A 14,548-nucleotide genomic window follows, 5' to 3' on the forward strand; every position below is an offset into this window, starting at 1 on the left:
CAGAGGTGATATGCCTCTTTTTTTATGCAAAAATGGTGTCGATGGATTTCTCCATCAACACCAAATATCATAGAACCGTTTTTTAAAAGTCGTTTTACTTGTAATTACAGTAATTACTAGTTAAACTAACTGTAACTACTCAAGGGAGGAATTTATGATGGACAGTGTTAAAGCACGTAAGCAGGGTAACTCAGTTATGGTGACCCTATCAAGTAGCTTGGGTATCTCAGCCGGACAGGAATTCTATATTACAAAAAATCCCGATGATTCCATCCTGCTTGTTCCTAAAGTCACTGATATTTACCAAAATGTTCGTCCCGGCGAGTTCGATGACATCGATGACGATCACATTTCACGAAACTTTCAACCTCAAGGAAAAGAGCTAGCTGATGACTGAACTGCTCATGCAACGTGATATTGTTTACGTCACATTCGATCCATCCGTTGGCCATGAAATTCAAAAGCGTCGGCCCGCACTCGTGATGAGTCGTAACGAATACAACTTAAGTACTAATTTTATAATCGTTTGTCCAATTACCTCCACACCACATCACCGGCCTTTCCTAATTCCATTAGTTGAACCAGTGCAAAAAAACATCTTACGTCACGGTAGTCAAGTAAACACCGCACAGGTTTACAGCCTAGATAGTCATTCGGTTTCTCGTGAAATTAAGAAGATTGGCCATCTTAACCAACGTGAATTTTTAAAAATCGCACAATATTTTTCATTAAACTTCAATTTTCCATTTTAGCAAAATAAAAAAAATGGTCATCACGAGAAATTCCCGTGATGACCAGTTTTTAGCCGCAATACTTAGCAGATTCGTGTGCCCAGCGTTTGCATTTCTTTCTTTAAGTCCAAGTCTGATTTTTCTTCGGCAGTATAGGTAATCAACCCCACCGCGCTATCCAAAATACCGGTGTCATCGCGCAAAGATAACTGGTTGTAGACCCGATCCAAGATCAGGCCATTGCCCAAGTACAGCTCGGTATCCGCGTTTGTCATTAAATTCAAGCCGGCATCGTTGTCAACGGGAATCGTGTAGTCCGGATCCGCTGCCGTTAGGGAAACAAACTGGAACTTATCGCCGATGGCACAGCTCCCACCCAACGTTGAGTACCGATTAGAACCATCGTCCAGCGTCAATAGAACCGTGGCGTCGGGCTGGAGGTTCTTCGTTAGGTAAGCCTTCGCGACATCTTTAATTGTAATTTTCATCAAGATTTCCCTCTTTCCTGCCAATCAATTGTACACAAGTATTTATAACGCAATTATTAGGTGAAGTAAACTATTTTGCTTACCAGGGATTCCACCGGTTATGGGCTCAGGCACCGCTCCAGCCCATATCTGGCGGCCGGTAAGGCGAAGGGACCCACTACGTCGCCAATTAAAAAAGACTAGCAAGCCGCAGAACAGCTCCTAGTCTTTTTAAGTTCAACCCGCAATCACTGTTCGTAACTGTGTTTGACCAGCTCAATCAGCTCGTCCTCAGACAAGTTGAGTTTCTTGGCCTCGGTCGTGAAGCCGTCAACGAAGCGCTCCGAGAACTGTGCCCGGCGTTTTTCCCTGATGGTCGTTTCGGCCGTGGCGGTGACGAACATCCCCACGCCGCGGCGCTTCTCAATCACGCCCGCCGCAACGAGCCGGTTGATGCCCTTCAGAACGGTCGCGGGGTTGATATGAAATTCCTTAGACATTTCTGTCGTGGACGGCACCTGCTCGCCGGCCTGATAAATGCCGGTAAAGATGGCTTCTTCCACCTGTTCCGCCACCTGCAGGTAGATGGGTTCCGGACTATCGAAATTAAATTTCATTTTTCATTTCCCACATTCTTTGTGAACTCGTCTTGTCGGCTAATCCGTCGTGGTTTTAGGCAGAACGATCCGCCAGTACAGTGCCAGCGTGATCAGATAGTAAATGACGTACAGACCAATAAAAATCAGGAAAGTGCTCCCAATCCCCAGGTAAGGGCTCATTGGCGCTCCCATCAGGGGCTTAAACATCTGTAGACCGAACAAGACGTCGATTACCCCCATAATACCAGGAATTAAGAATAAAATCCCAATTTCTTTTGCGATCCCCCAACGCATGAGGTTTTGGCGGACCCCCACCTTGTAGAGCATCCGGTACCGCCGTTGGTCGCCAGGCGCTCCGGAAAGAATCTTAAACATCAGGCAGGACGCGAGCATCGCCAGGAAGGCAATTCCCAAGAAGTAACCCATGAACTCGAGGCCACCAAAGAACCCGTTCATCATTTCATAGCCTTGGTAACTGCCGACTGTCATGCTGGCAGGCGCTGCAAATCGCTTGTTTTCCAGCTTGTTCAACTGCTTCAGCGGCTTCAGATCCTGCTGCAGGTCCTTCACCCGAATCGTGGTGACCGTCACCGTTTTACCGGTTTGTTTGGCGAACTGCTCAGCCGATAAGATTTTCGGTGTGTAAGCACCAATTTTACCTAACGCCAACGCCATGAAGTCCATGTCCTGTGTGCCCGACTTCTTGAAGTCCTTCAGTGACTGCGTGTACAGGTGGGCTTCCGGTTGACCAGACTTCTTGTAGCGTTGTTGCTCGACAGGTTGCTTGGCAATTTCATCACCGTTGTAGTAGACGGCCTTGCCCTGTCGTTTTTGCGTGTAGGTTGCGGTGTAGGCCACGTGCAGTTGGTCCATCAGCTTTTGCTCAGCCGGTGTCTTATCATGCACCGCAATCGTATAGGTGCCAATCGTCTTGGCCATCATTGGCAGTTGCCGGTGATAACCGGAGCCGACCGTGATTGCCCCCAAAGCCATCGCAAAGAGTAACGAGACGATTGTCAGCATCCGCGTGTAATTGTGGACCCGGAAATTGAGTTGGCCCAACAGGAACCCGTTTAAATGCTTCTTGGCCCAAGCCGTGCGACGCAATCCCCGAATGATCACCAGAATCGTTGCCCGGAACAATAAATAGGTTCCCAAGGTAATCGTGACCAAAGCCAGCGGAATCGCCGTCATCTGTAGCGTCGTGATGGCCGCCAATGCCCAGTAACCGATGGCCAGGAAGATGATCCCCAGCGTCCCCTGAATCAGTTGCCGGAAAGGCTTGACCTTTGGCTGGTTGGCCTGCTCGTCGCTGTGTAATAATTTCAGCACGGTCGTCCGGGTCAGGCGGATCAGGTTAAATAGCGAGGCTAAGATAAACAGGCCCACGTATAACACGGCCGTGGCAATGATGGCGGGAACGTAGAACGCGGACAGGTGAGCCAAATGAAGTCCTAACATGTTCAGCAGAAACCCGACCAAGAATTTACTCATCAGCAGGCCCAAAACAATTCCAATCGCCGTGGCAATGGTCCCCAGAATCAACGTTTCCAAGAAGACCAATTCCCCGACGCGCTTGCGAGTAGCCCCCAACATCATGAAGAGCCCATAGTCGTGTTGGCGCATGCTGAGGAGAAAACTGTTGGCATACATAATGTAGACCACCGTGATCAGGATCAGTAGGACCGCCCCGAAGCCGAAGATGAGGCTGGCTTGGGAAACGACCGCGTTGGCCTTGATGAAGGCCCGGTTGGTGGCTAAGTTGGCAAACATATAGAAGATGGCGGCCGACATGGTCAGCCCTGCCAACAAGACTAAATAGTCTCGACGCCGGTTTTTAATCCCGGCTAGTGCTAATTTTCCTAACATCGTCTGCCCCCCTACTCGTTAAACGTGCCCAGTTCATTCAGAATCTGTTGATAAAACGCAGCCCGGTCCTGACTTCCCCGTTTGAGTTCGGAACCGATCTGACCATCCTTGATGAACAGGATGCGTTGACAGAAGCTAGCTGAAAATGGATCATGGGTGACCAGCAACACGGACATTGCCTGCTTCTGGTTGATGGTCGTCAACAGGTCGAGCAGTTCCCGCGCACTGGTCGAATCCAGCGCCCCGGTCGGTTCGTCCCCCATCAGGATCGATGGGTGGTGGACGATGGCCCGCGCCGCTGCGACCCGTTGTTTCTGCCCACCGGAAAGTTCGGCCGGGTATTTTTGGAGTAAGTCGGCAATCGACAGCGTTTCCGCCACCTCATGAATCGCTTGATCCATAATTTTTGAGGCCGTCCCCTTCAACGCTAAGGGTAACCCGATGTTTTCTTCCGCCGTCAGGCTCTCTAACAGATTGAAGTCTTGGAAAATAAAGCCGACTTCTTGGGCCCGAAAATCGGCGAGCTGGTTGCCCCGCATTTTGGTTACATCATGACCATTTACAATCACATCGCCCTTAGTTGGCGTGTCTAACGTGGACAGCATGTTTAGTAGCGTGGTCTTTCCGGAACCGGAAGCGCCCATAATGCCGACAAATTCGCCCTCGGCCACCGAAAAATTAATGTCTTTAAGTGCCTTGTACTGGCGTTCGTTAGCTTTACCGTAAGTCTTTTCTAAGCCGTGGACATCCACGACCGTCGTTGCTGTTGTCATTTTAAAATCCCCCCGCTGGTGTATTGGTTAGTTACTTGTGTAATTAACTATAATGGTTCGTCATCAATTGTCAACCACTTTTTTCAAAGTGAAGGGTCAAAACGCGAAATTCAAAGGGATTCGGTGTACAATTATTTTTGTAAGTTCATAAATCCGCTGGCCTTTTTTGTTCCGGCCACACGGTTAAATTCGATCAAGAAGGAGTTTTTCTGATGAAGCAATTACGCTTAGGTGGTACCGACTGGCAGGCTTCCGCCGTCGCTTTAGGCATCATGCGGATGGCCACGATTTCCGTTGCGGACGCAGCCAAGGCTCTCCAAGCCGCCCACGAAGCTGGTATTACTTATATTGATTCCGCCGACATTTACGGCGACGGTCAATCCGAAAGAGTCTTCAAGGATGCGTTGAAAGAATCCGGTCTCACTCGCGATGACTTCTACATCCAATCCAAGGGTGGTATCGTGTTGGACCCAGCCCGGAGTCATGACGGTTTGGTCTTTGGCCAACGCTACGACTTCTCCAAGCAACACTTGCTGGACTCTGTCGATGGTATTTTGGAACGGATGGGCTTGGACTACTTGGACGCCTTTCTCCTTCATCGACCAGACCCATTGATGGAAACTGAAGAAATTGCGGACGCCTTTAACACCCTGCAACGCTCCGGTAAAGTCCGCCATTTCGGGGTTTCTAATTTCAACGTCCAACAATACCAGTTGGTCCAAGAGGCCGTTGACCAGAAGCTGATGTTCAACCAACTTCAATTCGGTGCGGCCCACGCCCAAATGGTGACGGAAGGCCTGCGCGTCAACATGGACGATGCTCCAGCCGTTACCGACGGTGGGTTATTGGAATTCTCCCGGCGTAAGCACGTCACGATTCAAGCGTGGTCACCATTCCAATACGGCTTGTTTGAAGGGATGTTCATCAATGATCCGAAGTACCCCGAACTCAACGCCGAATTGCAAAAATTGGCTGACAAGTACGGCGTCTCCAAGAACGGTATCGCGACCGCTTGGATTCTGCGGCACCCAGCTAACGTGCAAGTCTTGTTAGGAACCATGACCCCTGCTCACATCAAGGACAGTGCGGCCGGTGCCGACGTGACCCTGACGAAGCAGGAATGGTACAACATCTACTTTGCCGCTGGGAACTACTTGCCATAAATCAGTTATAACTGGGACGCACTGCGGCTGCCAGGGATTCCGCCAGCGGTGGGGACGCTTCAGCCTGAGAGGCGGGCTTCTCGCTCGCTTTGAAGCCACGCCAGAACCGCGTGTCTTCAAAGTCGCCCATGGTGTAAACTGGCTGATAGCCCGCCAGTTAACACCATTTTCACGGCAGGCTCCATCCCTGGCCTCCTCCGGCTTAGATTGTTTTCTCCTGCAACCAATATTGTATTCCCAAATTGTCTTTGGAATTCTATTTCGACCGATGACAGTTTCTATAGTCAGCAGCTCGTCCGTCGTGAAGAAATCAATCTGACCAGAGTCCCAATTTGATTGGCTTTAAATCAGTTGTTACTTACACCTCAATCTAAATATCAAACGTGAATCCCCTAAAATAGCCGTCATACCAACGACCATTTTAGGGGATTTTTATGACCTAATTTTTCCGCCAAAAAAATTCAAAAAAGGGGTTGCCCTTTTTCCATTTGGTGGTAAACTAAAGGTGTTCTTAAGGGCGAGTAAGTACTCGCTCGAAGAAATGGAAAGGGGATTTTAATCATGTTTACCACTACTTTTTGGATTCTAGCGATTTGGTTGGTCATTAACGGTATTTGGACTTGTGTTGCTACCGACAATCGAGAGTTGCTGAAATGGTTTGCTTGGATTAACGTGGTTGCAATCATCGTTGGGTTCTGGGTATTCTACGGTGCGGCTGCTGTCGCTGCCCTGAGCGTTTGGTTTACCGTCGTTAACTGGGTCAATGTGGTATTGGCTATCGTCCAGTTCTACCTCGTATACCGTCAAGCAGGCGCCGTTCACCATGCCTAACGATAATCCCACCTCTATCAAAAAGCGGTGATGTCCCGGACACAGACATCACCGCTTTTTGGTCTGGTAATCACCCCCGTCACTGGTAAAATGGAGGTATGCGCCAAACATTGGTTAAACCAGTCGCACTGCGGCTGCCAGGCATTCCGCCTGCTGTGGGGACGCTTTAGCCTGGAGAATCACCAGGCTTCTCACTCGATTTGAAGCCACGCCAAGACCGCGCGTCTTCAAAGTCGCCCATGCTGTAAACTGGCTGATGGACCGCCAGTTAACACCATTTTCACGGCTGGCTACATCCCTGGCCTCCTCCGGCTTAGACTGATTTCTAACACAACATGACTTGAGCTCAGAACCTCCTATCCTTCCAGTTAGGAGGCCAACCATCTGTAAACATCAAACTCATGTCGTCCTAGGACTTCCATGTAAGCCGAGAGGTCGGCAGATATGGGCTCAGGCGCGTCGTTCTGCTTAGTCAGTGGGTGATTTCCCCGCTGGCTTAGCAGAAAACCAAGCTTGAAGACTCGTGACCTTCGAGGCTTCAAGTTGCGTTCGCACCATTCCAGCCCAAATCTGCCGGCCGGTAAGGCGACTACCCTGCCACGTTGCCCAATCACAATTCAAACATAATATATTTTACAGAAGGTGGTTTTGATCATGGCTAAGAAGAATATTCTGGACGAGTTTCCCGCCATCGTCCAGGCGAATAAAGAGTTAACCCAGAAACAAAAAGACGTGCTGATTGCCAGCATCCGCCTGTTTGCCGAACAGGGGTATGCCAACACCAGCACGCATCAAATTGCCGTGGCCGCCCACCAGTCTGAGGGCACCATGTTTAAACATTTTAAATCCAAAGCCAACATTCTGCGGACAGCCTTAGAGCCGCTGATCAAGCAGATCATTCCCGATGTTGAGGCGGAGTTCAAGCGCGACACGTTGAACCACCCCACGGAAAGTCTGCATGATTTCTTGGACTATTTTGTCCGCAACCGCATGGCCTTTGCCGAAGAAAATCAAGATGCCATCAAGGTCTTCTTTAGCGAATTGCTGTACAACGAGGCCCTACGCCAGGAGTTCATTGAAACTGCCCGAGAAGAACTCATCGCTGCGTTTAAGGACACCATCGCCGATCTACAACACCGTCACCTGATGATCGACTGGCCGTTCACGGAGATTTTCCGTTACATCATTGCCGTCATCGTCGGGTACGTCATCGACCGGTACGTCCTGTTCCCTAACCGCGACTGGGATGACGACGTCGAGGCGGGTTATTTAGTTACCGAACTAGAAAAAGTTTTACAGCCCTAGTCATTGCGAGCCTGGCAGTCAGCCGACCCGCTTTTTTTCTGTAAAATTTTATGGGGCATCCGTCAAATGCCAGCGAATCTCACCCGAATATTCCCCGGCGACCGCATGCTTACTGACCACCATCAGCGGCCCGGACATGCTAGTCCAGTTCTTAGAAATATTGGTGACCTCATTAGCACGCTTAGTCTCATGCGTCATCACGGTCGTTGGTGAATCGCTAAGCTCATACGATGTACCTTCATGTGCGTAAATGGACTTACCGGCCAAGCGGCGACCGGATTTATCCTGAAATGGCTTGCCCATGCTGACCTGCAACTGCCACTTGCGACCAGCGCCCCGACCGTCCTGCACACTTAGTTGCCAGTCTGAACTGGGTTCGCGTTGCACGATTTTTTCACGGCCCGTCAGTGTCAGTGGCATAAAACCACAGTCAGCTGGAACCGCCGCAAAGGCCAACTCGCCGGCCTTCTTTTCAATTGGAATCTGCAGGACGTTCGAGGTCCGGTTCTGTTTGTCCCTGACCCGCACCGTGACCTCATTTTTCCCCGCTTGTAGCAGTCGTGCCGGTACTTCCATCCCGAATTCGCCTAAATCATGGGCCGAGGTCCAGCCCAGGTTCAGGTCACGCGGTTGATACGACTTGCCGTTCACCGTGGCCTCGAACCGGCTGTTGTTCCGGTCAATTGCTTCGATCGGTAACTTGCCGTTCGTCAGTCGCCCCTTGACCGCCACATCATCATGCGTCGTCGTGAGGGCCGCGTCGCCGATACGGATCAGCTTGAGGTCGACCAGCTTGCCCACCTTAAAGGTCGGTGTTGGAATGGAAATATAATAGTTGCTGCCGTAGAACAAAGTCGGCGGCGTTTTAACGGTGACGTCCTGATTACTACCGGTGAAGGTGACGTCTCGCTCGGTCGCGAGCAGTCGTTTCCCCCGCTTGCGGTCCAGCACTTGAACGTGGCGATCCCCGGTTATCCCACTATCCGAATGATCCGTCACATTAAAGATGGCTGTGGCGCCGTTCTTGATCGTAATGCCTTTCACAATTGAGGGCCGCGGTAATCCCGACTCAACGGTGAAGGCCCCCGTGTTCCCATAATCCCCGGTCAATAGGCCTTCATTGGCAAAATCGACTTGGGAGCTGAACCGCACCACGTCTTTGGCCGTTAGCTGTTCCACGACATCCCCTTCGGCAATCTCTCTGGCCCGATCACCGATCAATTCCACCTTAGAATTGACGCGCATTTGCGGCCAGCGGGGATCTTGGTCCACAACGACCAGTTGATGGTCCTGCGACGTACTCGAGCTGGTGATTCCCCAGATGGCACTGGTTGCCCCTTTGTCTCGTGTGACATCAATTTCCGCTTGCTGGTCTTCTGACTCTAACTTCTCCGTCTTCTTGGTCGGAACCAAGAATCTTGTATCGATCGTCAGCTTATCGGTAACTTCTGGTTTGATGGGCAAATTGGTTGCCGTATCCCGGTCATTGTACGCATACGTCATATGCTTGGTCTCCGCTTCCCAATGCATCGTCACGTGCCGCCAATTCCCATCCGCCGGACTCGTTTTCATGTACTTCATTTGGTTGTGCCGCAACGTTGGGCGCGACTTTCCCTGCTTATTCACCAATTTATAACTCACCGAATTTCCGGGATAGCCGCTCGCAATGTGCGGACCCACACTGGCATAGTAGTCCAGAAAATCATTAAGATTACTTCCGCTACTACTGTTCACGTGCGTGTCAAATTCCAGCGCCCAACTACTACTGATTCCTTGATGGGCGACCGATGCGGGGTTAACGTTCACCCCATTCTCTGGCGCCCCACCCCAGACACCGATAGTCTGACCGGCCGTGGTCTTGGGGATCGGTACCATTTTCCGTTCCGAGTTTTGGAGGACAAAAGCCATCCCCTCACTCGACTCGTCTCCCTTATCGCCAAAATACAGCCAGAATCCCCACAACGCATCTTTAGTTAAATTGACCTGATTAGACACGGCTAACCCATTTTCATTTGCCTTGGACCACAGGGCACTGACCTGCGTCCCCGTGTTCTCTTCGCTGGTCAGTTGGGCGACTGATTGGGCCACCCGGGGACCGTCTTGTCGGCTCGCCGATGAATTCACGACTTGATCCAACTTGTAGAGGTCCGTCAGTGGAATCCCATTCGGCGCAGTCCGCAGCGCTGCCGTTAAGCTATCTTCCTTCATCGCATCTGCCCGGCGCTCGCCACTAACCAGCACACCCAGACAGACGACCATCGCCAAAATCCATTTCATACCGCTTCCCCCTCGCTCCCCTTTTTCTAATCGAAATTGAATTATACAGAGGCGCACGGGTTTTAACAGTAAAAACGCAGGAATGGGCCGGTTCGTAATATAAAATTATTCATAAAAAATAGACGCACGCCTTGTGTGATAAGGTGTGTGCCTACTTTGTCGTTGCTCTTAAAAATTGAAGCCTGGCCGTTAAAAATTGATTCGGTCTAGGCCACGTCACCAGGGGAGACCGTCCCGCTGATGGCGAAATTCCATTTTTAATTTCCCGGTCATTCCAGCGCCCTAGTCAGGTTAATCTGCTTGCGGACCGTCCACCAATTGCCAGTCAAACGTCCCTTCATAGTCACCGGCAACGGCGCCACCGTTGACATGCAATGCCAGTCCCTCAACTTCGTTCCAATGACTTGGTAAAACATCTGTTTCTTCATCTTCCGTGGTGGTCGTCTTGCTCATCACGTTCACGGCAGCATGCTTTAAAATGTCATCTTGATCATGGCCGTGCCTTAAGGCAACATCCCCGGTCATCAGGCTTGAGCCATCTTTAAGATGAAAGGGCGTACCGAGCGCAACCTGCAAGGTCCACTTACGATTAGCCCCCCGTTCGTCCATCACCTTGAGCCGCCAATCGTTCTGGCGAGAGATCCACTGTGGCCGCCCCGTCAACTGCGTCGGGATAAACGTTGAATTTTCGGCGACATCGCTGATATACAGTGCCCCCTCTTCCCGCTTAATGGTGATCGTAACGGCGTTCGACCGGTGACTCCGATCATCAGCCGCGGCATCAACGCTATCCGCACCCACCAAGACTAGTTGGTTATCCCCCACCTTGAGGTCCTTAGGGGCAATATTGAAATTAAAATGACCCGCACTGTCTAAACTACCTGCTGTGGTGGCCTTTCCATTCAATACCGCGTTGAGGTGATAGTCCTGCATGTCTTCGGTTGGGATTGGCTTGTCGTTATCGGTTAGAGTTCCCGTGATGGTTGCGGGTTCACTATGCTTTACAGTCGTATTTGCTGCTTGCGCCACCAATTTTAGTGTATGTTGACCCGTAATATTAAAGCTGGGCAAGTTCAGTTTAGTTTGATAGTTGGGCCCGTAGAAACGTGCCGTCACTCCAGCAACCGTTGTCTTAGTTTTCACTTCCGGAACAGTTCCGGTGACCGTTACAACAGCCGTTTTATTCTCACCATTCAACGGTTGCGACCATGTTGTATGAACCGTTTCTTGAGCTAAGTTATCATCGGAGAAAATATCTTGCTTTCCCAAATCTTGATAGTTCACACCACCACTTTGCCACTTAAGCGGCGTTGGTAATGGCACATCCATAGTTAGCGGTTGAATATCCTGGTTACTCTTAACATCATAATGAAAAGCATATTTGTAAGAAACGTGGTCCCCAGCCGAAACATTATCTCCTTCAGCAATCGGCTTTTTTGTGGTTTCATCAAATAGATCAGCTGAAGACTTAACTGTTCCCAAAGTATCAGCTGAATCCACTATTACAAAACTATTTTCACTTTTATATGCGTTCGTTGATCCCGTTATTCCCCAGAAAACTTGATTGTTGTCAGAGTTAAATTTACTTGTATCAATCGAAATCGTATCCGAGACAACATTTAGAGTATTCTGCTGTCCCGTATCTGGATTACGATCATTAAACCGGTATGACATTTCTTTGGTGTTAGCTTTCCACGTCAGGCTCAAATGATGCCAATTACCATCGGCTAAATCACCTGCGAGTTTGGGCTGCGTATGAATTAGTTCACTCGCCCCTGTGGATATTTTTCTATACGAACTCTTTTCTCCCGGATATCCGCTCGCAATATGTGGACCATCCTTGACTGTCTTTCCTATGTCAAAGGCATTAGAAGCTCCTCCACCAGAATTATCGTTGACGTGCGTGTCAAACTCCAATGCCCAACTGTTCATGATGGTATCATACCCCACACTCCCACCAATCGAGTTTCGGTCAGAGCTCCAAACCCCCATACTTTCTCCAGCAGGTCCCGTAGCCGTCTGCCCTTTTTCACTATTTTGTAAAACAAACGCCATACCATCTCCCGCGTCACCGTGCTTGGCACCAAAGTACAGCCAAAAGGAGATTTCTGCATCCTTAGAGTAATCAAACTTATTGTTCGACCTGGTCATGCCATCTTTTGACCAGATGGCTCCAGATTGGATATCTGCAAATGAAGAATTGTTACGCGTAATTTGTGCAATTGAGTTTGGAACCAAAGGGGAATCAATAAAACGCGTATAAGCTGCATATCCTCCCAATTGAAACAGATTATCTAAAGGAACACCTTGTGGCGCCTTGGCAATGGCCTGAAATCGGTCATCTTCCTTAGGCAACACATCCGCATATCCACTGATTGGCCCCGCAATTGCCAACCATCCCAACAACACCGTTAGTCCGACTAACCACCTTTTCACCGCTTCTGCCTCCCATATAAATTCCCCAATAACCTTTACACGAACAAATTATACAAGGATATTTTAACAAGGCTAGTGAAAGTTACCAATTATAATTATTTAAATATTAAATCACTTATAAAAGCACTTTCCTTATATTCACAAAAAACGGTGAGAAGTTTGTCCTCTCGCCGCTCAAGTCACTTTTTATAAGTGAAATTATTTTTAAATGGTGGTCATTGACAACTATTTTCCAAACCAACTATAGTCGTCTAATCATGATTGAATTTACGGATCAATCGCCGGGATGGTCGAGCTAATTGAATCAGCCCCCAGGTCAGCGCAATGCTGACGGCGACCATTGCCGCCCCAAAGAGTGGCGTCATGCCCAAACCGAATTGGCTGGTCACTTGGCCACCAATCTCAGACCCCAGCGCGATACCCACGTTGAATGCCGAGATATTCAATGCCGACGCCATCGTGATATCGTTGGGCGTCTCCTTTTCCGCCAACTGCACGATGTATAGCTGCAAGCCGGGGACGTTCATGAAGGCAAAGAACCCCATGACTAGTACCGTCAGCAGGCCCAGCCACTGACTATTGGCTGTAAACGTCAACACCAATAGCGTTGCGAAGAGGCCCGTAAACATTTTCAGTAGAGCCGCTAATGGCTTGGCATTTGCCAACCGGCCACCGACCGTGTTACCTGCCGCCACCATCAAACCGTAAACGACCAGAATGATAACCACAGCACCCGCGGACCAGCCCATCTTTTGTTCCAGCAAGGGTGACAGGTAGGTGTAGACCACGAACGTGCCGCCATACCCCAGCGCCGTGACCAATAGTGCTAGCAATAATTGCGGATTCCGTAAGACCCGAATGATGCCGCTGGCCGTCGCCTTGCTAGGCAATGGCAGATTGCGCGGCACTAGAATGTAGTCGGCAATTAGGCCAATAACCCCAATCAAACTAATGAAGATAAATGACCAGCGCCAGCCGCCTAACTGGCCGATCATGGTTCCCAGCGGCACACCCGTCACCGTGGCGACCGTCAGTCCCGTAAACATCACTGCGATGGCCGATGCCCGTTTCGAAGGCGCCACCACGTCCGCCGCAATCACGCTCGCCACGGTCATAAAGATTCCGTGAGCCAACGCCGCCACGACCCGGCCGGCGAGTAAAATAATAAAGGTTGGCGCAAAGGCCGCAACCAAGTTACCCGCAATAAATAGTAACATGATAATAATCATCAACGTGTGCCGGTTGATCTGTCCGGTCAGTAACGTCATCAGTGGCGCCCCGACCATGATCCCCATGGCGTAGACCGACACCGTCAGGCCGGCCTGGGCCATGCTGACGTGGAAGCTCTGGATCAGTAACGGAATCAGGCCGACGCTAATGAATTCCGTGGAGCCGATGGCAAAGGCACTAACGGCCAGTGCGAGTAGTGTAAAAGTTGGTGAAATGGATTGTGATTTTGTCATAATGACCTCCTCGTTTTTCGTTTGCTAACGTGATAAGTAATGATTATACTGGTTAGGAACTCAGGAACAAGAAGCCACTTTAAAGTGCGCTACCCACCAAAAAGTAATAATTAGACAGGAGACGGTTTGATGCCCGCTAAAACTTATCACATTGGCGTTGAAGCCACGATGGAAATCATCGGCGGCAAGTGGAAATCCATTATTCTCTGCCACCTACGCCACCACACTATGCGTACCGGGGAACTGGCCCGGGCCATCCCGCAAATTTCACAAAAAATGTTAACACAACAGTTGCGTGAGTTGGAGGCCGCCAACATTGTGTCCCGCCACGTCTACAAGCAGGTCCCACCCCGCGTTGACTATTCGCTGACGGATTACGGCAAGTCCCTGTCCGGCATTCTCCACGAGCTGTGTCTCTGGGGTGAGGACAATATCGACCGGCGCCAGGCTGCGGGCGAAGACATCAGCCTGATGAGCCGCGATGATGTTATTTAACGGCTTCCAGGGCAATGGCGGAACTAATTTTCTCAATTTCACGCTGATTATAAATTTTTTGATCGCAAATTACAAGAACAAGTTAGTCACTAGGACTAAATACTGATGTCAAGGGATTCTCATTGGTTGGAGTTTAGTA

The 14,548-nt window shown here is 49.9% G+C and carries 13 protein-coding genes; 6 read left to right on the forward strand and 7 right to left on the reverse strand.

The annotated features are described in order from the left end of the window. Positions 1–157 precede the first annotated feature (157 nt). Complete coding sequence (gene mazE / locus JUF10_RS13725; RefSeq protein WP_203643320.1) at positions 158–397, forward strand: type II toxin-antitoxin system PemI/MazE family antitoxin; 240 nt, start codon at positions 158–160, stop codon at positions 395–397. Continuing rightward, positions 390–752 (forward strand): type II toxin-antitoxin system PemK/MazF family toxin, encoded by a 363-nt coding sequence (locus JUF10_RS13730; RefSeq protein ID WP_203643328.1) that lies wholly within the window; start codon positions 390–392, stop codon positions 750–752. Before mazE ends, JUF10_RS13730 begins: the two co-directional genes overlap by 8 nt. Positions 753–814: 62 nt before the next feature. On the opposite strand, the gene JUF10_RS13735 is transcribed toward JUF10_RS13730, so the two are convergent. The 4 genes from JUF10_RS13735 to JUF10_RS13750 form a co-directional block, all read right to left on the reverse strand. Then, positions 815–1,219 carry an iron-sulfur cluster biosynthesis family protein gene (locus JUF10_RS13735; protein ID WP_203643331.1) on the reverse strand — a complete coding sequence of 135 codons (405 nt, stop codon included), beginning with the start codon at positions 1,217–1,219 and terminating at the stop codon, positions 815–817. A gap of 227 nt (positions 1,220–1,446) precedes the next feature. Further along, positions 1,447–1,815, reverse strand: a complete 369-nt coding sequence (locus JUF10_RS13740) for a GntR family transcriptional regulator (RefSeq protein WP_203643334.1) — start codon at positions 1,813–1,815, stop codon at positions 1,447–1,449. Positions 1,816–1,854: 39 nt separating this feature from the next. Then, positions 1,855–3,666 carry an FtsX-like permease family protein gene (locus JUF10_RS13745; protein WP_203643337.1) on the reverse strand — a complete coding sequence of 604 codons (1,812 nt, stop codon included), beginning with the start codon at positions 3,664–3,666 and terminating at the stop codon, positions 1,855–1,857. 11 nt (positions 3,667–3,677) lie between these two features. Next, positions 3,678–4,439, reverse strand: coding sequence for an ABC transporter ATP-binding protein (locus tag JUF10_RS13750; protein ID WP_203643340.1), 762 nt, complete (start codon positions 4,437–4,439; stop codon positions 3,678–3,680). Positions 4,440–4,651: 212 nt separating this feature from the next. On the opposite strand from JUF10_RS13750, the gene JUF10_RS13755 reads away from it, so the two are divergent. The 3 genes from JUF10_RS13755 to JUF10_RS13765 all read left to right on the forward strand — a co-directional run bounded on the left by JUF10_RS13755 (position 4,652) and on the right by JUF10_RS13765 (position 7,738). Then, complete coding sequence (locus tag JUF10_RS13755) at positions 4,652–5,602, forward strand: aldo/keto reductase (RefSeq protein WP_203643349.1); 951 nt, start codon at positions 4,652–4,654, stop codon at positions 5,600–5,602. A gap of 561 nt (positions 5,603–6,163) precedes the next feature. Continuing rightward, a complete protein-coding gene (locus tag JUF10_RS13760; protein ID WP_203643351.1) occupies positions 6,164–6,433 on the forward strand; it encodes a hypothetical protein in 270 nt (89 codons plus the stop codon). A 654-nt stretch (positions 6,434–7,087) separates the two neighbouring features. Then, a complete protein-coding gene (locus JUF10_RS13765; RefSeq protein WP_203643354.1) occupies positions 7,088–7,738 on the forward strand; it encodes a TetR/AcrR family transcriptional regulator in 651 nt (216 codons plus the stop codon). A gap of 48 nt (positions 7,739–7,786) precedes the next feature. On the opposite strand, the gene JUF10_RS13770 is transcribed toward JUF10_RS13765, so the two are convergent. From JUF10_RS13770 to JUF10_RS13780, 3 genes are all read right to left on the reverse strand, one after another. Then, the gene (locus tag JUF10_RS13770) at positions 7,787–10,015 is read right to left on the reverse strand and encodes a lectin-like domain-containing protein (protein ID WP_203643357.1); all 2,229 of its coding nucleotides are present in this window, start codon (positions 10,013–10,015) and stop codon (positions 7,787–7,789) included. A 291-nt stretch (positions 10,016–10,306) separates the two neighbouring features. Then, complete coding sequence (locus JUF10_RS13775) at positions 10,307–12,451, reverse strand: lectin-like domain-containing protein (RefSeq protein ID WP_203643360.1); 2,145 nt, start codon at positions 12,449–12,451, stop codon at positions 10,307–10,309. Positions 12,452–12,702: 251 nt separating this feature from the next. Then, positions 12,703–13,914: an MFS transporter gene (locus tag JUF10_RS13780; protein WP_203643363.1), complete on the reverse strand. Its 1,212-nt coding sequence runs from the start codon at positions 13,912–13,914 to the stop codon at positions 12,703–12,705. A gap of 129 nt (positions 13,915–14,043) precedes the next feature. On the opposite strand from JUF10_RS13780, the gene JUF10_RS13785 reads away from it, so the two are divergent. Next, positions 14,044–14,409, forward strand: a complete 366-nt coding sequence (locus JUF10_RS13785) for a winged helix-turn-helix transcriptional regulator (RefSeq protein WP_203643366.1) — start codon at positions 14,044–14,046, stop codon at positions 14,407–14,409. Positions 14,410–14,548 lie beyond the last annotated feature (139 nt).

It is taken from the genome of Levilactobacillus andaensis (genome assembly GCF_016861695.1).
Lineage (GTDB): Bacteria > Bacillota > Bacilli > Lactobacillales > Lactobacillaceae > Levilactobacillus > Levilactobacillus andaensis.

Bases quoted from the DNA above. Each gene is read 5' to 3' on its own strand.
- JUF10_RS13770 (WP_203643357.1), bottom strand. From the start codon at position 10,015: ATGAAATGGATTTTGGCGATGGTCGTCTGTCTGGGTGTGCTGGTTAGT.
- JUF10_RS13765 (WP_203643354.1), top strand. From the start codon at position 7,088: ATGGCTAAGAAGAATATTCTGGACGAGTTTCCCGCCATCGTCCAGGCG.
- JUF10_RS13780 (WP_203643363.1), bottom strand. From the start codon at position 13,914: ATGACAAAATCACAATCCATTTCACCAACTTTTACACTACTCGCACTG.
- JUF10_RS13740 (WP_203643334.1), bottom strand. From the start codon at position 1,815: ATGAAATTTAATTTCGATAGTCCGGAACCCATCTACCTGCAGGTGGCG.
- JUF10_RS13735 (WP_203643331.1), bottom strand. From the start codon at position 1,219: ATGAAAATTACAATTAAAGATGTCGCGAAGGCTTACCTAACGAAGAAC.
- JUF10_RS13745 (WP_203643337.1), bottom strand. From the start codon at position 3,666: ATGTTAGGAAAATTAGCACTAGCCGGGATTAAAAACCGGCGTCGAGAC.
- JUF10_RS13730 (WP_203643328.1), top strand. From the start codon at position 390: ATGACTGAACTGCTCATGCAACGTGATATTGTTTACGTCACATTCGAT.
- mazE (WP_203643320.1), top strand. From the start codon at position 158: ATGGACAGTGTTAAAGCACGTAAGCAGGGTAACTCAGTTATGGTGACC.
- JUF10_RS13755 (WP_203643349.1), top strand. From the start codon at position 4,652: ATGAAGCAATTACGCTTAGGTGGTACCGACTGGCAGGCTTCCGCCGTC.
- JUF10_RS13785 (WP_203643366.1), top strand. From the start codon at position 14,044: ATGCCCGCTAAAACTTATCACATTGGCGTTGAAGCCACGATGGAAATC.
- JUF10_RS13750 (WP_203643340.1), bottom strand. From the start codon at position 4,439: ATGACAACAGCAACGACGGTCGTGGATGTCCACGGCTTAGAAAAGACT.
- JUF10_RS13760 (WP_203643351.1), top strand. From the start codon at position 6,164: ATGTTTACCACTACTTTTTGGATTCTAGCGATTTGGTTGGTCATTAAC.